Origin of the sequence: Pseudomonas syringae (genome assembly GCF_002157375.1) — a bacterium.
Lineage (GTDB): Bacteria > Pseudomonadota > Gammaproteobacteria > Pseudomonadales > Pseudomonadaceae > Aquipseudomonas > Aquipseudomonas syringae_T.
This window is the reverse complement of the sequence record NZ_MTSA01000038.1, coordinates 1-13,534: the sequence shown is the minus strand read 5'-3', so window position 1 is coordinate 13,534 and position 13,534 is coordinate 1. Positions and strand designations below refer to the sequence as shown.

13 protein-coding genes, 1 pseudogene and 1 riboswitch are annotated in these 13,534 nt (G+C 63.1%); of the genes and pseudogenes, 13 read left to right on the top strand and 1 reads right to left on the bottom strand.

The window, feature by feature from the left end:
* Positions 1-773: 773 nt before the first annotated feature.
* Positions 774-2,102, bottom strand: coding sequence for a PQQ-dependent sugar dehydrogenase (locus BW686_RS25795; protein ID WP_084921006.1), 1,329 nt, complete (start codon positions 2,100-2,102; stop codon positions 774-776).
* Positions 2,103-2,233: 131 nt separating this feature from the next.
* A riboswitch (cobalamin riboswitch) is annotated at positions 2,234-2,447 on the top strand.
* Between the two features lie 91 nt (positions 2,448-2,538).
* Between BW686_RS25795 and cobO the strand changes: the two genes are divergently transcribed.
* The 13 genes and pseudogenes from cobO (at position 2,539) to BW686_RS25735 (ending at position 13,402) form a co-directional block, all read left to right on the top strand.
* Positions 2,539-3,150: a cob(I)yrinic acid a,c-diamide adenosyltransferase gene (cobO, locus tag BW686_RS25790; protein ID WP_084921003.1), complete on the top strand. Its 612-nt coding sequence runs from the start codon at positions 2,539-2,541 to the stop codon at positions 3,148-3,150.
* Positions 3,151-3,174: 24 nt separating this feature from the next.
* The gene (locus tag BW686_RS25785; RefSeq protein WP_084921000.1) at positions 3,175-4,470 is read left to right on the top strand and encodes a cobyrinate a,c-diamide synthase; all 1,296 of its coding nucleotides are present in this window, start codon (positions 3,175-3,177) and stop codon (positions 4,468-4,470) included.
* A complete protein-coding gene (gene bluB, locus BW686_RS25780) occupies positions 4,467-5,117 on the top strand; it encodes a 5,6-dimethylbenzimidazole synthase (protein WP_084920997.1) in 651 nt (216 codons plus the stop codon). Before BW686_RS25785 ends, bluB begins: the two co-directional genes overlap by 4 nt.
* Entirely contained in the window at positions 5,114-6,022 is a 909-nt protein-coding gene (gene cbiB / locus BW686_RS25775; RefSeq protein ID WP_084920995.1) for an adenosylcobinamide-phosphate synthase CbiB, read from the top strand. The genes bluB and cbiB overlap by 4 nt, the downstream gene beginning before the upstream one ends.
* Entirely contained in the window at positions 6,015-7,028 is a 1,014-nt protein-coding gene (gene cobD, locus BW686_RS25770) for a threonine-phosphate decarboxylase CobD (RefSeq protein ID WP_084920992.1), read from the top strand. Before cbiB ends, cobD begins: the two co-directional genes overlap by 8 nt.
* Positions 7,016-8,476 carry a cobyric acid synthase gene (locus BW686_RS25765; protein WP_084920989.1) on the top strand — a complete coding sequence of 487 codons (1,461 nt, stop codon included), beginning with the start codon at positions 7,016-7,018 and terminating at the stop codon, positions 8,474-8,476. The genes cobD and BW686_RS25765 overlap by 13 nt, the downstream gene beginning before the upstream one ends.
* Complete coding sequence (gene cobU / locus BW686_RS25760; RefSeq protein ID WP_084920986.1) at positions 8,477-8,998, top strand: bifunctional adenosylcobinamide kinase/adenosylcobinamide-phosphate guanylyltransferase; 522 nt, start codon at positions 8,477-8,479, stop codon at positions 8,996-8,998.
* Entirely contained in the window at positions 8,995-10,047 is a 1,053-nt protein-coding gene (gene cobT / locus BW686_RS25755) for a nicotinate-nucleotide--dimethylbenzimidazole phosphoribosyltransferase (protein ID WP_084920983.1), read from the top strand. Before cobU ends, cobT begins: the two co-directional genes overlap by 4 nt.
* Positions 10,044-10,616 (top strand): alpha-ribazole phosphatase family protein, encoded by a 573-nt coding sequence (gene cobC / locus BW686_RS25750; RefSeq protein ID WP_084920981.1) that lies wholly within the window; start codon positions 10,044-10,046, stop codon positions 10,614-10,616. Before cobT ends, cobC begins: the two co-directional genes overlap by 4 nt.
* A 1-nt stretch (position 10,617) precedes the next feature.
* Positions 10,618-11,349 (top strand): adenosylcobinamide-GDP ribazoletransferase, encoded by a 732-nt coding sequence (locus BW686_RS25745; RefSeq protein WP_084920978.1) that lies wholly within the window; start codon positions 10,618-10,620, stop codon positions 11,347-11,349.
* 107 nt (positions 11,350-11,456) lie between these two features.
* Positions 11,457-12,670: pseudogene (locus BW686_RS25740) on the top strand (MFS transporter).
* A complete protein-coding gene (locus BW686_RS27275; protein ID WP_256899435.1) occupies positions 12,667-12,789 on the top strand; it encodes a hypothetical protein in 123 nt (40 codons plus the stop codon). The pseudogene BW686_RS25740 and the gene BW686_RS27275 overlap by 4 nt, the downstream one beginning before the upstream one ends.
* 61 nt (positions 12,790-12,850) lie before the next feature.
* Complete coding sequence (locus BW686_RS25735; protein WP_179149388.1) at positions 12,851-13,402, top strand: glutathione peroxidase; 552 nt, start codon at positions 12,851-12,853, stop codon at positions 13,400-13,402.
* Positions 13,403-13,534 lie beyond the last annotated feature (132 nt).

Sequence of the window (13,534 nt, the reverse complement as noted above, 5' to 3'; positions counted from 1 at the left end):
TGCATTCCCACGCTGGAGCGTAGGGAACGATAAATCTCAACTGTCGTGCGACGCGACGCGCCGCGTTTGCTTTGCCGTTCGATCATTTCAACTATCGTGCGACGCTCTGCGTCGCCATGCCGTTCAGGACGCTCTGCGTCCTCTTGGCGACGCAGAGCGTCGAGAACTGCATTCCCACGCTGGAGCGTAGGGAACGATGATCTCAACTGTCGTGCGTCGCGCCGCGTTTGCTTTGCCGTTCGATCATTTCAACTATCGTGCGACGCTCTGCGTCGCCATGCCGTTCAGGACGCTCTGCGTCCTCTTGCGACGCGGAGCGTCGAGAAGTGCATTCCCGCGCTGGAGCGTAGGGAACGATAAATATCAACTGTTGTGCGATGCGCAGCGTTTGCTTTGCCGTTCGATAATCTCAACTATCGTGCGACGCTCTGCGTCGCCATGCCGTTCAGGACGCTCTGCGTCCTTTTGCGACGCGGAGCGTCGAGAACTGCATTCCCACGCTGGAGCGTAGGGAACGATAAATCTCAACTGTCGTGCGACGCGCCGCGTTTGCTTTGCCGTTCGATCATTTCAACTATCGTGCGACGCTCTGCGTCGCCATGCCGTTCAGGACGCTCTGCGTCCTCTTGCGACGCAGAGCGTCGAGAACTGCATTCCCACGCTGGAGCGTAGGAACGATGATCTCAACTGTCGTGCGGCACGCCGCGTTTGCTTTGCCGTTCGATAACTTCAACTATCGTGCGACACTCTGCGTCACACCTCTACACTCGGTATCACTGAGCCGCCTTGGCCGAGGTCACGCGCCAGATCTTGTTGCCGACGTCATCCGCCACCAGCAAGCCGCCGCGCTGATCATTGACCACGCCGACCGGGCGGCCCATGGCTTTTTCGTCTTTGTTCAGGAACCCGGTCAGCACGTCGACGGGTGTACCGTTGGGCTTGCCGCCGCTGAACGGAATGAACACCACTTTGTAGCCGCTGTGCGGTTTACGGTTCCACGAGCCGTGCTGGCCGATGAACAGGCCCTCGTTGAACGGCGCTGCCAGTGTCTTGCCGTCGGCGAACACCAGGCCCAGCGAGGCAGTGTGCGGGCCGACTGCGTAGTCTGGCGCAATGGCCTTGGCGACCAGTTCCGGGTTCTGGGGTTTGACGCGTTCGTCAACGTGCTGGCCATAGTAGCTGTAAGGCCAGCCATAGAAGGCGCCGTCCTGCACCGAGGTCACGTAGTCAGGCACCAGGTCGCTGCCAATCTCGTCGCGCTCGTTGACGGCCGTCCACAGCTTGCCGGTTTTCGGCTCCCAATCCATGCCGTTCGGGTTGCGCAGGCCTGACGCGAAGATGCGGTGCTTGCCGGTGGCGGCGTCCACTTCCCAGATCGCCGCGCGACCTTCTTCTTTGTCCATGCCGTTCTCGCCCACATTACTGTTGGAGCCGACCGTCACGTACAGCTTGCTGCCATCCTTGCTGGCGATGACGTTCTTGGTCCAATGGTGATTGAGCGTGCCGCCCGGCAGGTCGACGACTTTGGTCGGCTGCGCGCTGATCGAGGTCTGACCTATTTCATACGGGAAGCTGATCAGGCGGTCGGTGTCGGCCACGTAGAGCTTGTTGCCCACCAGCGTCATGCCGAACGGCGAGTTGAGGTCCTTAAGGAACGCGGTGCGGGTCTCTGCGACGCCGTCCTTGTCCATGTCGCGCAGCAGGGTGATACGGTTGGCGCTCGGTACGCCTGCGCCTGCACGGCCCATGACCTTTTCCATGACCCAGCCGCGAATGCCCTTGGAATCATCCGGCTTGGCAGGCGAATTGGTTTCCGCTACCAGCACGTCACCGTTCGGCAGCACGTACAGCCAGCGCGGGTGATCAAGGTGTTCAGCAAAGGCCGCTACCTGCGTGCCTGGCGCAGCAACCGGTTTGGCACCGTTTTCCCAGCCGATCGCAGGCGCTATGTTGACGGTCGGGATCAGCGTCTTGTTCGGTTCCGGCAGCTTCGGCGACGGGCCGGTGCCGTCCGACACTTGCAGAGTCGACGATTCGCCGCAGGCAGCAAGGCCGCCCGCGACCAGAAGCAGCACGGCGTAGTGGGGTCTGAGTGTGAACATGATGGATCTCCATAAAAAAGGCGTGGTCCTGTCATTGGTAGAGGCACGTTGAGCCTTCGAGGTTCAATCAGGTCTTATAACCGCTTGCAATGGCTGCGCTGTCGATTGACGCTCCCGGCCCAACCCTCTACCCTTCGCGGCTTGTTTCAGGTGCTCTGCAGTCAGTGACTGGCAGAGTGAAACAGGGAAGCCGGTGTGGATCGACCGATCCGATCCCGGCGCTGCCCCCGCAACGGTAAATGAGTCAAGGCTGTGCCTGACGCCACTGTGTTTCGACACGGGAAGGCGCGCAGCCGGGGTGACCCGCTCATGAGCCCGGAGACCGGCCTGAATCACTCAATGGCATCACGGAGGGTGATGTTCTGTGCAGGGCGTAGCCGTGCTGTCCAGTGCTGTCCTTCCGTCTGCTTTCGCCTGCCCCGAGCGGAGAGCCGAGATGAACGAATCCCCCGAACGCGACGAACGCCATCTGGCACGCATGCAGCGCAAAAAAGCCGTGATGGACGAGCGCATTGCCAGCTCGCCCAACGAGTGCGGCCTGCTGCTGGTATTGACCGGCAATGGCAAAGGCAAGAGCAGTTCCGCGTTCGGCATGCTCGCCCGGGCAATGGGCCACGACATGCAGTGCGGCGTGGTGCAGTTCATCAAGGGCCGCAACAGCACCGGTGAAGAAATGTTCTTCCGGCGCTTCCCCGAGAAGGTGCGCTATCACGTGATGGGCGAGGGCTTCACCTGGGAAACCCAGGACCGCCAGCGCGACATTGCCGCTGCCGAAGCCGCCTGGGCCGTGTCGCAGGAAATGCTCCGCGACCCGGGCATCGGCCTGGTGGTACTCGACGAATTGAACATTGCCCTCAAGCATGGCTATCTTGACCTTGAACAGGTGTTGAGTGATCTGCAGGCCCGTCCGCCCATGCAGCATGTGCTGGTGACCGGTCGTGGCGCCAAACCCGAACTGATCGACCTGGCAGACACCGTTTCCGAGATCGGCGTGGTCAAGCATGCGTTCCAGTCCGGTATCCGTGCGCAAAAAGGCATCGAGCTGTGAGCCCTTCGCTATGAGAACTGCATCATGAGAGCCCCGCGCGATTGTCCGGCGGTACTGATCGCCGCACCTGCCTCCGGGCAGGGCAAGACCACCGTCACGGCCGCACTGGCACGACTGCACCGCAATCAGGGTCGCAAGGTCCGTGTGTTCAAGTGCGGGCCGGATTTTCTCGACCCGATGATTCTCGAGCGGGCCAGCGGCGCGCCGGTCTATCAGCTGGATATGTGGATGGTCGGCGCCGACGAAAGCCGCCGTCTGTTGTGGGAAGCCGCTGACGAAGCCGACCTGATCCTGATCGAGGGCGTGATGGGGCTGTTCGACGGCACGCCGTCGAGTGCCGACCTGGCCCGTCACTTTGGCGTGCCCGTGTTGGGCGTGATCGATGGCACCGCTATGGCACAGACCTTTGGCGCCCTGGCGCTGGGGCTGGCGCGCTATCAGCCGGACCTGCCGTTTGCCGGCGTGCTGGCCAACCGTGTCGGTACAGTGCGCCACGCGCAGTTGCTGGAGAACAGCCTGACTGAAGGCCTGCGCTGGTATGGCGCGTTGTCTCGGGAAGTCGGTTTCGAGTTGCCCAGTCGGCACTTGGGTCTGGTGCAGGCCAGCGAACTCAACGATCTGGACCTGCGTCTGGACATGGCCGCGGCCGCTTTGGCCAGCACGTGCGAGGTCGCGTTGCCGCCTGCGGTGACCTTTACTGCGCCCGATCCGGTCCGGGTCGAGCGGTTGCTCGACGGCGTGCGTATCGCGGTGGCACGGGACGAAGCGTTCGCGTTCCTGTACGGCGCCAGTCTGGACCTGCTACGCAACATGGGCGCCGAGCTGAGCTTTTTCTCGCCGATCCATGACAGCCAGATTCCGGACGCCGACAGCCTTTACCTGCCGGGTGGCTACCCGGAACTGCACCACGTCGCGCTGTCGGCCAACATGGCGATGCAGGCTTCGATCAGGGCTCATCACATTGCCGGCAAACCGATCCTGGCCGAGTGCGGCGGCATGCTTTACCTGCTCGATGCCTTGACCGATGTGGAAGGCGTGCGCGCCGAGCTGGTCGGTTTGCTGGCGGGCGAGGCGGTCATGCAAAAGCGTCTGGCGGCGCTGGCGCTGCAAGCGGTCGAACTGCCAGAGGGCACGCTGCACGGTCACACCTATCACCATTCGCTGACCAGCACCGAGCTGCAACCGATTGCCCGAGGCGTCAGCCCCAATGGCGGACGCGGTGCGGAGGCGGTGTATCGCCTCGGACGCCTGACCGCGTCCTACGTGCATTTCTATTTTCCTTCCTGCCCCCAAGCAATTGCGGCGCTGTTCAAACCATGACCGAGCAGGCGTTCAGCCCCGAAGAGCGGGCTGCGGTGTACCGCGCCATTGCCGAGCGTCGCGACATGCGGCATTTCATCGGTGGCGCCGTGGCGCCTGAATTGCTGGCGCGTTTGCTGGAGGCTGCGCATCAGGCGCCCAGCGTCGGTCTGATGCAGCCGTGGCGCTTCATTCGTATCAGTGATCCGGTGTTGCGCGGCAGGATGCAGGCCCAGGTGGAAGAAGAGCGCATTCGCACGGCCGAAGCGCTGGGCGAGCGCACCGACGAGTTCATGAAGCTCAAGGTCGAAGGCATCAACGATTGCGCGGAAGTGCTGGTCGCCGCGCTGATGGAAGGCCGCGAGCAACACATCTTCGGTCGTCGCACCTTGCCGGAAATGGACATGGCCTCGTTGTCCTGCGCCATCCAGAACCTCTGGCTGGCCTCGCGTGCCGAAGGGCTGGGCATGGGGTGGGTGTCGCTGTTCGATCCCGATGCGCTGGCCGGTTTGCTGGGCATGCCCGACGGCGCCAAACCGCTGGCGATCCTCTGCCTGGGGCCGGTGAAAGAATTTTATCCGGCGCCCATGCTGGTCATGGAAGGCTGGGCGCAGGCGCGTCCGCTGCATGAACTGCTGTATGAGAACCAATGGGGAGTGAGTCAATGAGTGTGGCGCTGTTGAGCGTCGCCGGGGTGGCGCTGGATGCGTTGCTCGGTGAGCCGAAACGCTGGCATCCGCTGGTGGCGTTCGGGGGCTTTGCCAGCCGTGTCGAACAACGTTTCAACAGCGGTGGTCGTGGCTGGCGCAGTCATGGCGTTACCGCCTGGGTCATCACGGTGGTGCCGCTGACGCTGTTGGCCACGCTGCTGAGCTGGCTGCCTTACATCGGCTGGCTGTTCGAGATTCTGGCGCTGTACTGCGCGCTGGGCATGCGCAGCCTGGGTGAACACGTTCAGCCGGTGGCACAGGCGCTGCGCAGTGATGATCTGGTCGAAGCGCGGCAGCGGGTCGGTTATCTGGTCAGTCGCCAGACCAGCGAGCTGGACGCCACCGAAGTCGCACGCGCCGCCACCGAGTCCGTGCTGGAGAACGGCAGCGACGCCGTTTTCGCCGCACTGTTCTGGTTTGTCGTGGCCGGTGCGCCCGGTGTCGTGTTGTACCGGCTGAGCAACACGCTGGACGCCATGTGGGGGTATCGCAACGAGCGTTTCGAGCGTTTCGGCTGGGCAGCCGCGAAAATCGACGATCTGCTTAACTATATTCCTGCACGTCTTGTGGCCCTGACCTACGCATTATTGGGCAAGACCCGACTGGCATTGCGCTGCTGGCGTACCCAAGGCCCCACCTGGGACAGCCCGAACGCGGGACCGGTGATGGCGGCGGGCGCGGGTGCGCTGGGCGTCGAACTGGGTGGCGCAGCGATCTACCACGGTGAGCTGCACCAGCGCCCGCCACTGGGCGAAGGCGTTCCGGCCGATGCGGACTCGATTGATCGCGGCTGGCAACTGGTGCAGCGCGGCGTCTGGTTGTGGTTGCTGGTGATCTGCGTGGTGGCTGAATTCTATGCTTGAACATGGCGGCCGATTGCGCGCTGCGGCGCGGCATTATGGTATTGATCAGGCCGACTGGCTGGACCTGTCCACCGGCATCGCGCCCTGGCCGTGGCCCATTCCCGACATTCCGTCCCGAGCCTGGGCGCGCCTGCCCGAGACTGATGATGGTCTGGAAGCCGCAGCCTGCACATATTATGGCGTTCCTCAATTGTTGCCGGTGTCCGGTTCGCAGGCCGCGATTCAGGCCTTGCCCCGGGTGCGCAGGGGAGGCCGGGTGGGCGTGCTTTCCCCTTGCTATGCCGAGCATGCGCACGCCTGGCGTAAAAGCGGTTATGTGGTTCGCGAAGTGGGTGAGCAAGACGTCGAGTATTTTCTCGACAGCCTCGACGTGCTGGTGGTGGTCAACCCCAATAACCCGACCGGCTTGCACCTGAGCGCCGAGCGTTTGCTGGAATGGCATGCGCGACTGGCCGAGCGCGGTGGCTGGCTGGTGGTGGATGAAGCGTTCATGGACAACACGCCGGGCTTGAGCCTGGCCGCCGAAACCTGGCGCATCGGCCTGATTGTGCTGCGTTCGTTCGGCAAGTTTTTCGGCCTGGCCGGGGTCCGGTTGGGCTTTGTGCTGGCCGAGCCGGTGCTGCTCAGGTCATTGGCGCAAGAAATAGGCCCCTGGACTGTCAGCGGGCCGACACGCATCATCGGTCAGGCCTGCCTGAGCGATCTGTCGGGGCAGGTGCTTCAGCGAGAGCGCAGTGATCAGGCGCGGGATCGGCTGGTGGCATTGCTCGAACAGTACGGCCTGACGCCGGATGGCGGCTGTGCGCTTTTTCAGTGGTTGATCACTGCCGAAGCACAGGCGCTCCACGAATTCTGCGCCCGACGTGGCGTGCTGTTGCGGTTGTTCGCGGGTGAAACGCCGGAGTCCGGCAGCCTGCGTTTCGGCCTTCCCGGCGACGAGGCCGACTGGCTGCGTCTGCACACTGTTCTGCTTGAATACCGCAAGGAATACCCATGGCCACGCTGATGGTACAAGGCACCACCTCGGATGCCGGAAAGAGCACGCTGGTGACGGCATTGTGCCGCTGGCTGATCCGGCAGGGTGTGAGCGTTGTGCCGTTCAAGCCGCAGAACATGGCGCTCAACAGCGCAGTCACTGCGGACGGCGGTGAAATCGGTCGGGCGCAAGCGGTGCAGGCGCAGGCGTGCTTGCTGGCGCCGCACACCGACATGAACCCGGTGCTGCTCAAGCCCAACAGCGATACCGGCGCGCAGGTGATCATTCACGGTCGCGCCGTCACCACCATGAACGCAGTGGCTTATCACGGCTATAAAGAGATCGCCATGCAGGCGGTGCTGGAGTCCCATCGACGGCTGGGTGAACGCTACCCGGTGATCATGGTAGAAGGCGCGGGCTCACCGGCCGAGATCAATCTGCGGGCCAACGACATCGCCAACATGGGCTTTGCCGAGGCTGTCGATTGCCCGGTGCTGCTGATTGCCGACATCAATCGCGGCGGGGTTTTTGCCCATCTGGTCGGCACGCTGGAATTGCTGTCCCCCAGCGAACAGGCGCGGGTCAAAGGCTTCATCATCAACCGGTTTCGGGGTGACATCGCGCTGTTGCAACCGGGGCTCGACTGGCTGGAAGCGCGCACTGGCAAACCGGTGGTGGGCGTGCTGCCCTACGTGATGGACCTGCACCTGGAGGCCGAAGACGGGCTTGATCAGCGCCAGACCGACAAGGTCGAGCAGGTGCTGAATGTGGTCGTGCCCGTACTGCCGCGCATCAGTAATCACACTGACTTCGACCCGCTGCGCCTGCACCCTCAGGTCAACCTGCAATTCATCGGGCCTGGTCAGGCAATACCGCCCGCCGACCTGATCATCCTGCCTGGCTCGAAAAGCGTGCGCAGCGACCTTGCTTATCTGCGCGCCAATGGCTGGGACACGGCCATCGACCGGCACTTGCGCTACGGCGGCAAGCTGATTGGCATCTGCGGCGGCCTGCAAATGCTGGGCGAGGAGCTGCATGACCCGCAGGGGCTGGAGGGCGCAGCGGGTTCCAGCCCTGGCCTTGGGTTGTTGGCGATGAGCACGGTGCTGGAAACCGAAAAACAGTTGCGCAACGTGCGCGGCCGCCTGACGCTGGAGAATGCAGACGTCAGCGGCTATGAAATTCATGCCGGAGTGACCACGGGCGCGGCGCTGGAGCAGGCTGCCGTTCAACTGGACGATGGCCGTTGTGACGGTGCGCAAAGTGCCGACGGGCAGATACTCGGCACCTACCTGCATGGCCTGTTCGAGTCACCGGCCGCCTGCAGCGCTTTGTTGCGTTGGGCCGGCCTGGAAAACGTCCAGTCTGTGGATTATCACGCCCTGCGCGAGCGCGACATCGAGCGGCTGGCAGACTTGGTGGAAAAGCACCTGGATGGCCGATTGCTCCGCGAACTGTGCAGCCTGGAGGCAAACTGAATGCTGCAACTGATCCTCGGTGGGGCGCGCTCCGGCAAAAGTCGGCTGGCTGAAAAGCTGGCCGCCGACTCGGCGCTGAATGTGATTTACATTGCCACCAGCCAGCCCCTCGACGGGGAGATGAATCAGCGCGTTGCCAGCCATCGTGCGCGTCGCCCCGATCATTGGGGGCTTGTCGAAGAACCCGTCGAACTGGCACGTGTGCTGCGCGACAACGCGGCCCCCGACCGTTGCCTGCTGGTCGATTGCCTGACGCTGTGGCTGACCAATCTGCTGATGCTCGACAGTCCCGAGCGTTTGGTCCAGGAGCGTGAAGCACTGCTCGACAGCTTGGCCGGGTTGCCGGGCGAAATCATTTTTGTCAGTAACGAAACCGGGCTTGGCGTCGTGCCGCTCGGTGAGCTGACTCGCCGTTATGTCGACGAAGCCGGTTTGCTGCATCAGGCGCTGGCCGAGTGTTGTCAGCGCGTTGTATTGACGGTTGCAGGCCTGCCCCTGACCTTGAAAGGAACCGCGTTATGAGTAATTCCTGGTGGCTCACGCCCGCACAGGCCATCAATGTGCCAATGCGCGAAGCTGCAATGGCGCGTCAGCAGCAACTGACCAAGCCCGCCGGTTCATTGGCTCAACTGGAGCGACTGGCGGTGCAACTTGCCGGTCTGCAAGGGCGCGAGCGTCCAGCGGTCGACACGCTGTGGATCTCGATCTTTGCGGGCGATCATGGTGTGGTGGCCGAAGGCGTATCAGCCTACCCGCAGGAAGTCACAGGCCAGATGCTGCACAATTTCGTCAACGGCGGCGCAGCAATCAGTGTGCTGGCGCGTCAGCTTTCGGCGCAGCTGGACGTGGTGGACCTGGGCACGGTTTCGCCCATGGACCTGCCAGGCGTTCTGCATCTGCGGCTGGGCGCCGGCACCGCCAATCTCGCGAAGGGGCCGGCCATGAGCGACGAGCAGGGGTTCGCTGCCTTGCAGGCCGGGCGTGACAGCGTTCTGCGCGCCAAGGCAGCGGGTACCGAGCTGTTTATCGGCGGAGAAATGGGCATCGGCAATACCACCGCGGCCAGCGCCTTGGCGTGTTCCATTCTGGAGTGCGCGGCGCCGTTGCTGGTCGGTCCTGGCACCGGGCTGAATGCTGAGGGCGTCGCGCACAAGACGCAGGTCATCGAACGTGCGCTGGCGTTGCATGCCGAGCACTCGGGCGACCCGCTGCGAAGCTTGTTCTGTCTGGGTGGTTTTGAAATTGCCGCCCTGACCGGCGCTTATCTGGCCTGTGCGCAGGAAGGGATCGCCGTGCTGGTCGACGGCTTCATCTGCAGCGTGGCTGCGCTGGTGGCAGTGCGCCTGAACCCGTCCTGCCGTAGCGGGTTGCTGTTCGGCCATCGCGGTGCAGAGCCGGGGCATCGGTACTTGCTGGAAACCTTGCAGGCCGAACCGTTGCTTGACCTGGGCCTGCGCCTGGGCGAGGGCAGCGGTGCCGCGCTGGCGGTGCCACTGGTGCGTCTGGCCTGCGAGCTGCACAACGGCATGGCGACCTTTGCCGAAGCCGCGGTCGCGGATCGCCCGGCATGACCTTGCGTCTGGATATGCTGAGGCACGGTGAAACCGAACTGGGCGGCGGTTTGCGTGGCAGTCTTGATGACGCGCTGACCGACCTCGGCTGGCAGCAGATGCATTCGGCGGTCGTCGATACCGGCCCCTGGGACCGGATTGTCAGCTCGCCATTGCAACGCTGCGCGCGGTTTTCCGAAGCATTGGCGCAACGCTTGTCATTGCCCTTGCAGCTGGAGCCGGGTTTGCAGGAGTTGCATTTCGGCGACTGGGAAGGCCATAGCCCTGCGCAACTCATGGAAACCGATGCTGAGGGGCTGGGCCTGTTCTGGGCTGACCCGTATGCGTTCACGCCGCCCAACGGCGAGCCGGTGATCGATTTTTCGGCGCGGGTTTTAAATGCCGTGCAGCGCTTGCATCAGGCTTATGACGGTGAACGCGTTCTGCTGGTCAGTCATGGCGGCGTCATGCGCCTGTTGCTGGCCCAAGCGCGAGGCCTGCCCCGTGAGCAGTTGTTGCAGGTGGTGGTCGGTCACGGCGCGTTGTTATCGATTCAGGTCGCCGCTGGCGGCTTGCTCACGGACGTCTGACATGTTGCCGTTCTGGATCGCCCTGCAATTTCTCGGCAGCTTGCCGATTCGCCTTCCCGGTATGCCACGGCCCGAAGAGCTGGGGCGTTCGCTGCTTTTTTATCCGCTGGTAGGCGGTGTGTTCGGCACGCTGTTGCTGGGCCTTCATGCGCTGCTCAGCGGCACCCCATTGATGTTGCACGCAGCACTGTTACTCAGCGCCTGGGTATTGCTGAGCGGCGGGCTGCATCTGGACGGCCTGGCCGACAGTGCTGACGCATGGTTGGGCGGCTTCGGTGATCGCGAGCGCACGCTGAGCATCATGAAAGACCCACGCAGCGGGCCGATTGCAGTGGTCACGCTGGTGCTGGTGCTGCTGCTCAAATTGGCGGCCATCGTGGCGTTGATCGAAAGCCACAACAGCATCGGGCTGCTGCTGGCACCCCTTGCAGGGCGCGGCGCGATGCTCGCCCTGTTTCTCGGCACGCCGTATGTGCGCTCCGGCGGACTGGGTCAGGCGCTGGCCGATCATCTGCCGCGCAGCCTAGGTCGCAAGGTGCTGCTGGTCAGCGCGGCGGTGTGCGTGTTGCTGGCAGGCTGGTCGGGTGTCGCTGTGTTGCTGGTTTCTGCCGTCTGCTTCTTCTGGTTGCGGCAGCTGATGATGCGCCGCCTGGGCGGTACGACCGGTGATACGGCAGGGGCAATGCTCGAGTTGCTGGAACTGGCTGTGCTGCTGACGCTGGCGCTGCTTTAACGGAAGGCTTCAGCGCGTACACCCGAGCGGATTGACAGCGTTGTCCGGCAGGGCGTAGCGTCGCGACTCGCAGGCACATCGCGTGCAACGGGTGCAGGGAGCTGACAATGACATCTATCTGGCGTACCAGCGGCTGGATTCTTCTGGGTAGTGCATTGATCCTGGCGTTATCGCTGGGCACGCGGCACGGCTTCGGGCTGTTTCTGGCGCCCATGAGCGCGGATTTTGGCTGGGGGCGTGAGGTCTTCGCGTTCGCCATCGCGTTGCAAAACCTGATGTGGGGGTTGGCACAGCCATTTGCCGGCGCGCTGGCGGACCGCTTTGGCGCGGCAAAAGTCGTGTTCGTCGGCGGCATCCTCTATGCCGTGGGGTTGCTGTGCATGAGCATGGCCGATTCACCGCTCAGTCTGTCTTTGAGTGCCGGTTTGCTGATCGGCATCGGGCTGTCCGGCACTTCGTTTTCAGTCATCCTGGGCGTGGTCGGGCGTGCGCTGCCTGCCGAGAAGCGCAGCATGGGCATGGGGATCGCCAGTGCGGCGGGTTCATTCGGCCAGTTCGCCATGCTGCCAGGTACATTGGGCCTGATCGGCTGGCTGGGCTGGGCTGGTCCGGTGCCTTGCTGGTGCTGGGTGTGATGGTCGCGCTGATCCTGCCGTTGGTGGGCATGCTCAAGGACACGCCGAGCGTCTCCACCGGCGTCGAACTGACACTGGGCGAGGCGCTGCACGAAGCCTGCTCGCATTCGGGGTTCTGGCTGCTGGCGTTGGGGTTCTTCGTCTGTGGCTTTCAGGTGGTGTTCATCGGTGTGCATCTGCCAGCCTATCTGGTGGATCAGCATCTACCTGCCAAGGTGGGCACTACGGTGCTGGCGCTGATCGGGCTGTTCAATATCTTCGGCACCTACACCGCCGGCTGGCTGGGCGGGCGCATGTCCAAACCTCGGCTGTTGACTGCGCTCTACCTGCTGCGTGCGGTGGTCATCGTCTGGTTTATCTCGGTCCCGCTCAGCCAAACCACGGCTTACCTGTTCGGTGTGGCGATGGGCTTGCTGTGGCTGTCCACTGTGCCGCTGACCAATGGCACGGTGGCGACGTTGTTCGGTGTGCGCAACCTGTCGATGCTGGGCGGCATTGTGTTTCTGTTTCATCAATTGGGTGCCTTTCTGGGTGGCTGGCTCGGCGGCCTGGTGTATGACCGTACCGGCAGCTACGACCTGATCTGGCAAGTGTCGATGCTGCTGAGCCTGCTGGCCGCTGCACTCAACTGGCCGGTGCGTGAGCGTCCGGTGGCCAGGTTGCAGGCGCAAGGTGGTCTGGCATGAGCGGGCGCTGGCCATTGCTGTCGGCGTTGCTGGCGGGTGCCGTGCTGCTGGGGCTGGTGTGGTGGGCCTGGCAGCACGTCGGGCTGGCCGCGTTGCAACTGGGGCTGGGCGCTTGCTAGGCAGACGGCCTTGCTTGGGGTAGCGTGTCGGCAGACGACAACACTCTTCAGGGACGCCATGATGAAAATTCGCTTTGTTTCGATCCCTCTTCTGTTGCTGGCCATGAGCGGCGCCGCGATGGCGGCCGACTGCCCGCCGTTGCTGCAGGGCGAGCTGCCCAAGCTGCGCGCCAAGGAAAATATCGACCTGTGCAAACGCTTCGTCGGCAAACCGCTGGTGGTGGTCAATACCGCCAGTTTCTGCGGCTTTGCGCCACAGTTCAAAGGGCTTGAAGCGCTGAGTCAGCGCTACAAGGGGCAGGGCCTCGAAGTACTGGGCGTGCCGTCCAATGACTTCAAACAAGAGGCCAAGGATGGCGAAGAGACCGCCAAGGTCTGCTACGTCAACTACGGCGTCACCTTCACCATGACCGAGCCACAGGCCGTGCGCGGCGACGATGCGACCCACCTGTTCAAAGTCCTGGCCGAACAAAGCAGCGCCCCGCGCTGGAACTTTTACAAGTACGTGGTTGATCGTCAGGGCAACGTCATCGCCAACTTCTCCAGCATGACCAAGCCGGATGATCCAGAACTGATCGCGGCCATCGAGAAGGCGATTGCGTCGAAGCCTTAGGGGGAATGCCCATAAAAGCGCTTTTTTTATCGCAATGGGACTGACGACGCGGAGAGTCGGCACGGTAGTCATAAAAGAGCTTTTTTATCGCGATGGCGCTGACGACGCAGAGTGCGACGTAAGTGACGGCTG

Bases quoted from the DNA above. Each gene is read 5' to 3' on its own strand.
- BW686_RS25795 (WP_084921006.1), bottom strand. From the start codon at position 2,102: ATGTTCACACTCAGACCCCACTACGCCGTGCTGCTTCTGGTCGCGGGC.
- cobO (WP_084921003.1), top strand. From the start codon at position 2,539: ATGAACGAATCCCCCGAACGCGACGAACGCCATCTGGCACGCATGCAG.
- BW686_RS25785 (WP_084921000.1), top strand. From the start codon at position 3,175: ATGAGAGCCCCGCGCGATTGTCCGGCGGTACTGATCGCCGCACCTGCC.
- bluB (WP_084920997.1), top strand. From the start codon at position 4,467: ATGACCGAGCAGGCGTTCAGCCCCGAAGAGCGGGCTGCGGTGTACCGC.
- cbiB (WP_084920995.1), top strand. From the start codon at position 5,114: ATGAGTGTGGCGCTGTTGAGCGTCGCCGGGGTGGCGCTGGATGCGTTG.
- cobD (WP_084920992.1), top strand. From the start codon at position 6,015: ATGCTTGAACATGGCGGCCGATTGCGCGCTGCGGCGCGGCATTATGGT.
- BW686_RS25765 (WP_084920989.1), top strand. From the start codon at position 7,016: ATGGCCACGCTGATGGTACAAGGCACCACCTCGGATGCCGGAAAGAGC.
- cobU (WP_084920986.1), top strand. From the start codon at position 8,477: ATGCTGCAACTGATCCTCGGTGGGGCGCGCTCCGGCAAAAGTCGGCTG.
- cobT (WP_084920983.1), top strand. From the start codon at position 8,995: ATGAGTAATTCCTGGTGGCTCACGCCCGCACAGGCCATCAATGTGCCA.
- cobC (WP_084920981.1), top strand. From the start codon at position 10,044: ATGACCTTGCGTCTGGATATGCTGAGGCACGGTGAAACCGAACTGGGC.
- BW686_RS25745 (WP_084920978.1), top strand. From the start codon at position 10,618: ATGTTGCCGTTCTGGATCGCCCTGCAATTTCTCGGCAGCTTGCCGATT.
- BW686_RS27275 (WP_256899435.1), top strand. From the start codon at position 12,667: ATGAGCGGGCGCTGGCCATTGCTGTCGGCGTTGCTGGCGGGTGCCGTG.
- BW686_RS25735 (WP_179149388.1), top strand. From the start codon at position 12,851: ATGAAAATTCGCTTTGTTTCGATCCCTCTTCTGTTGCTGGCCATGAGC.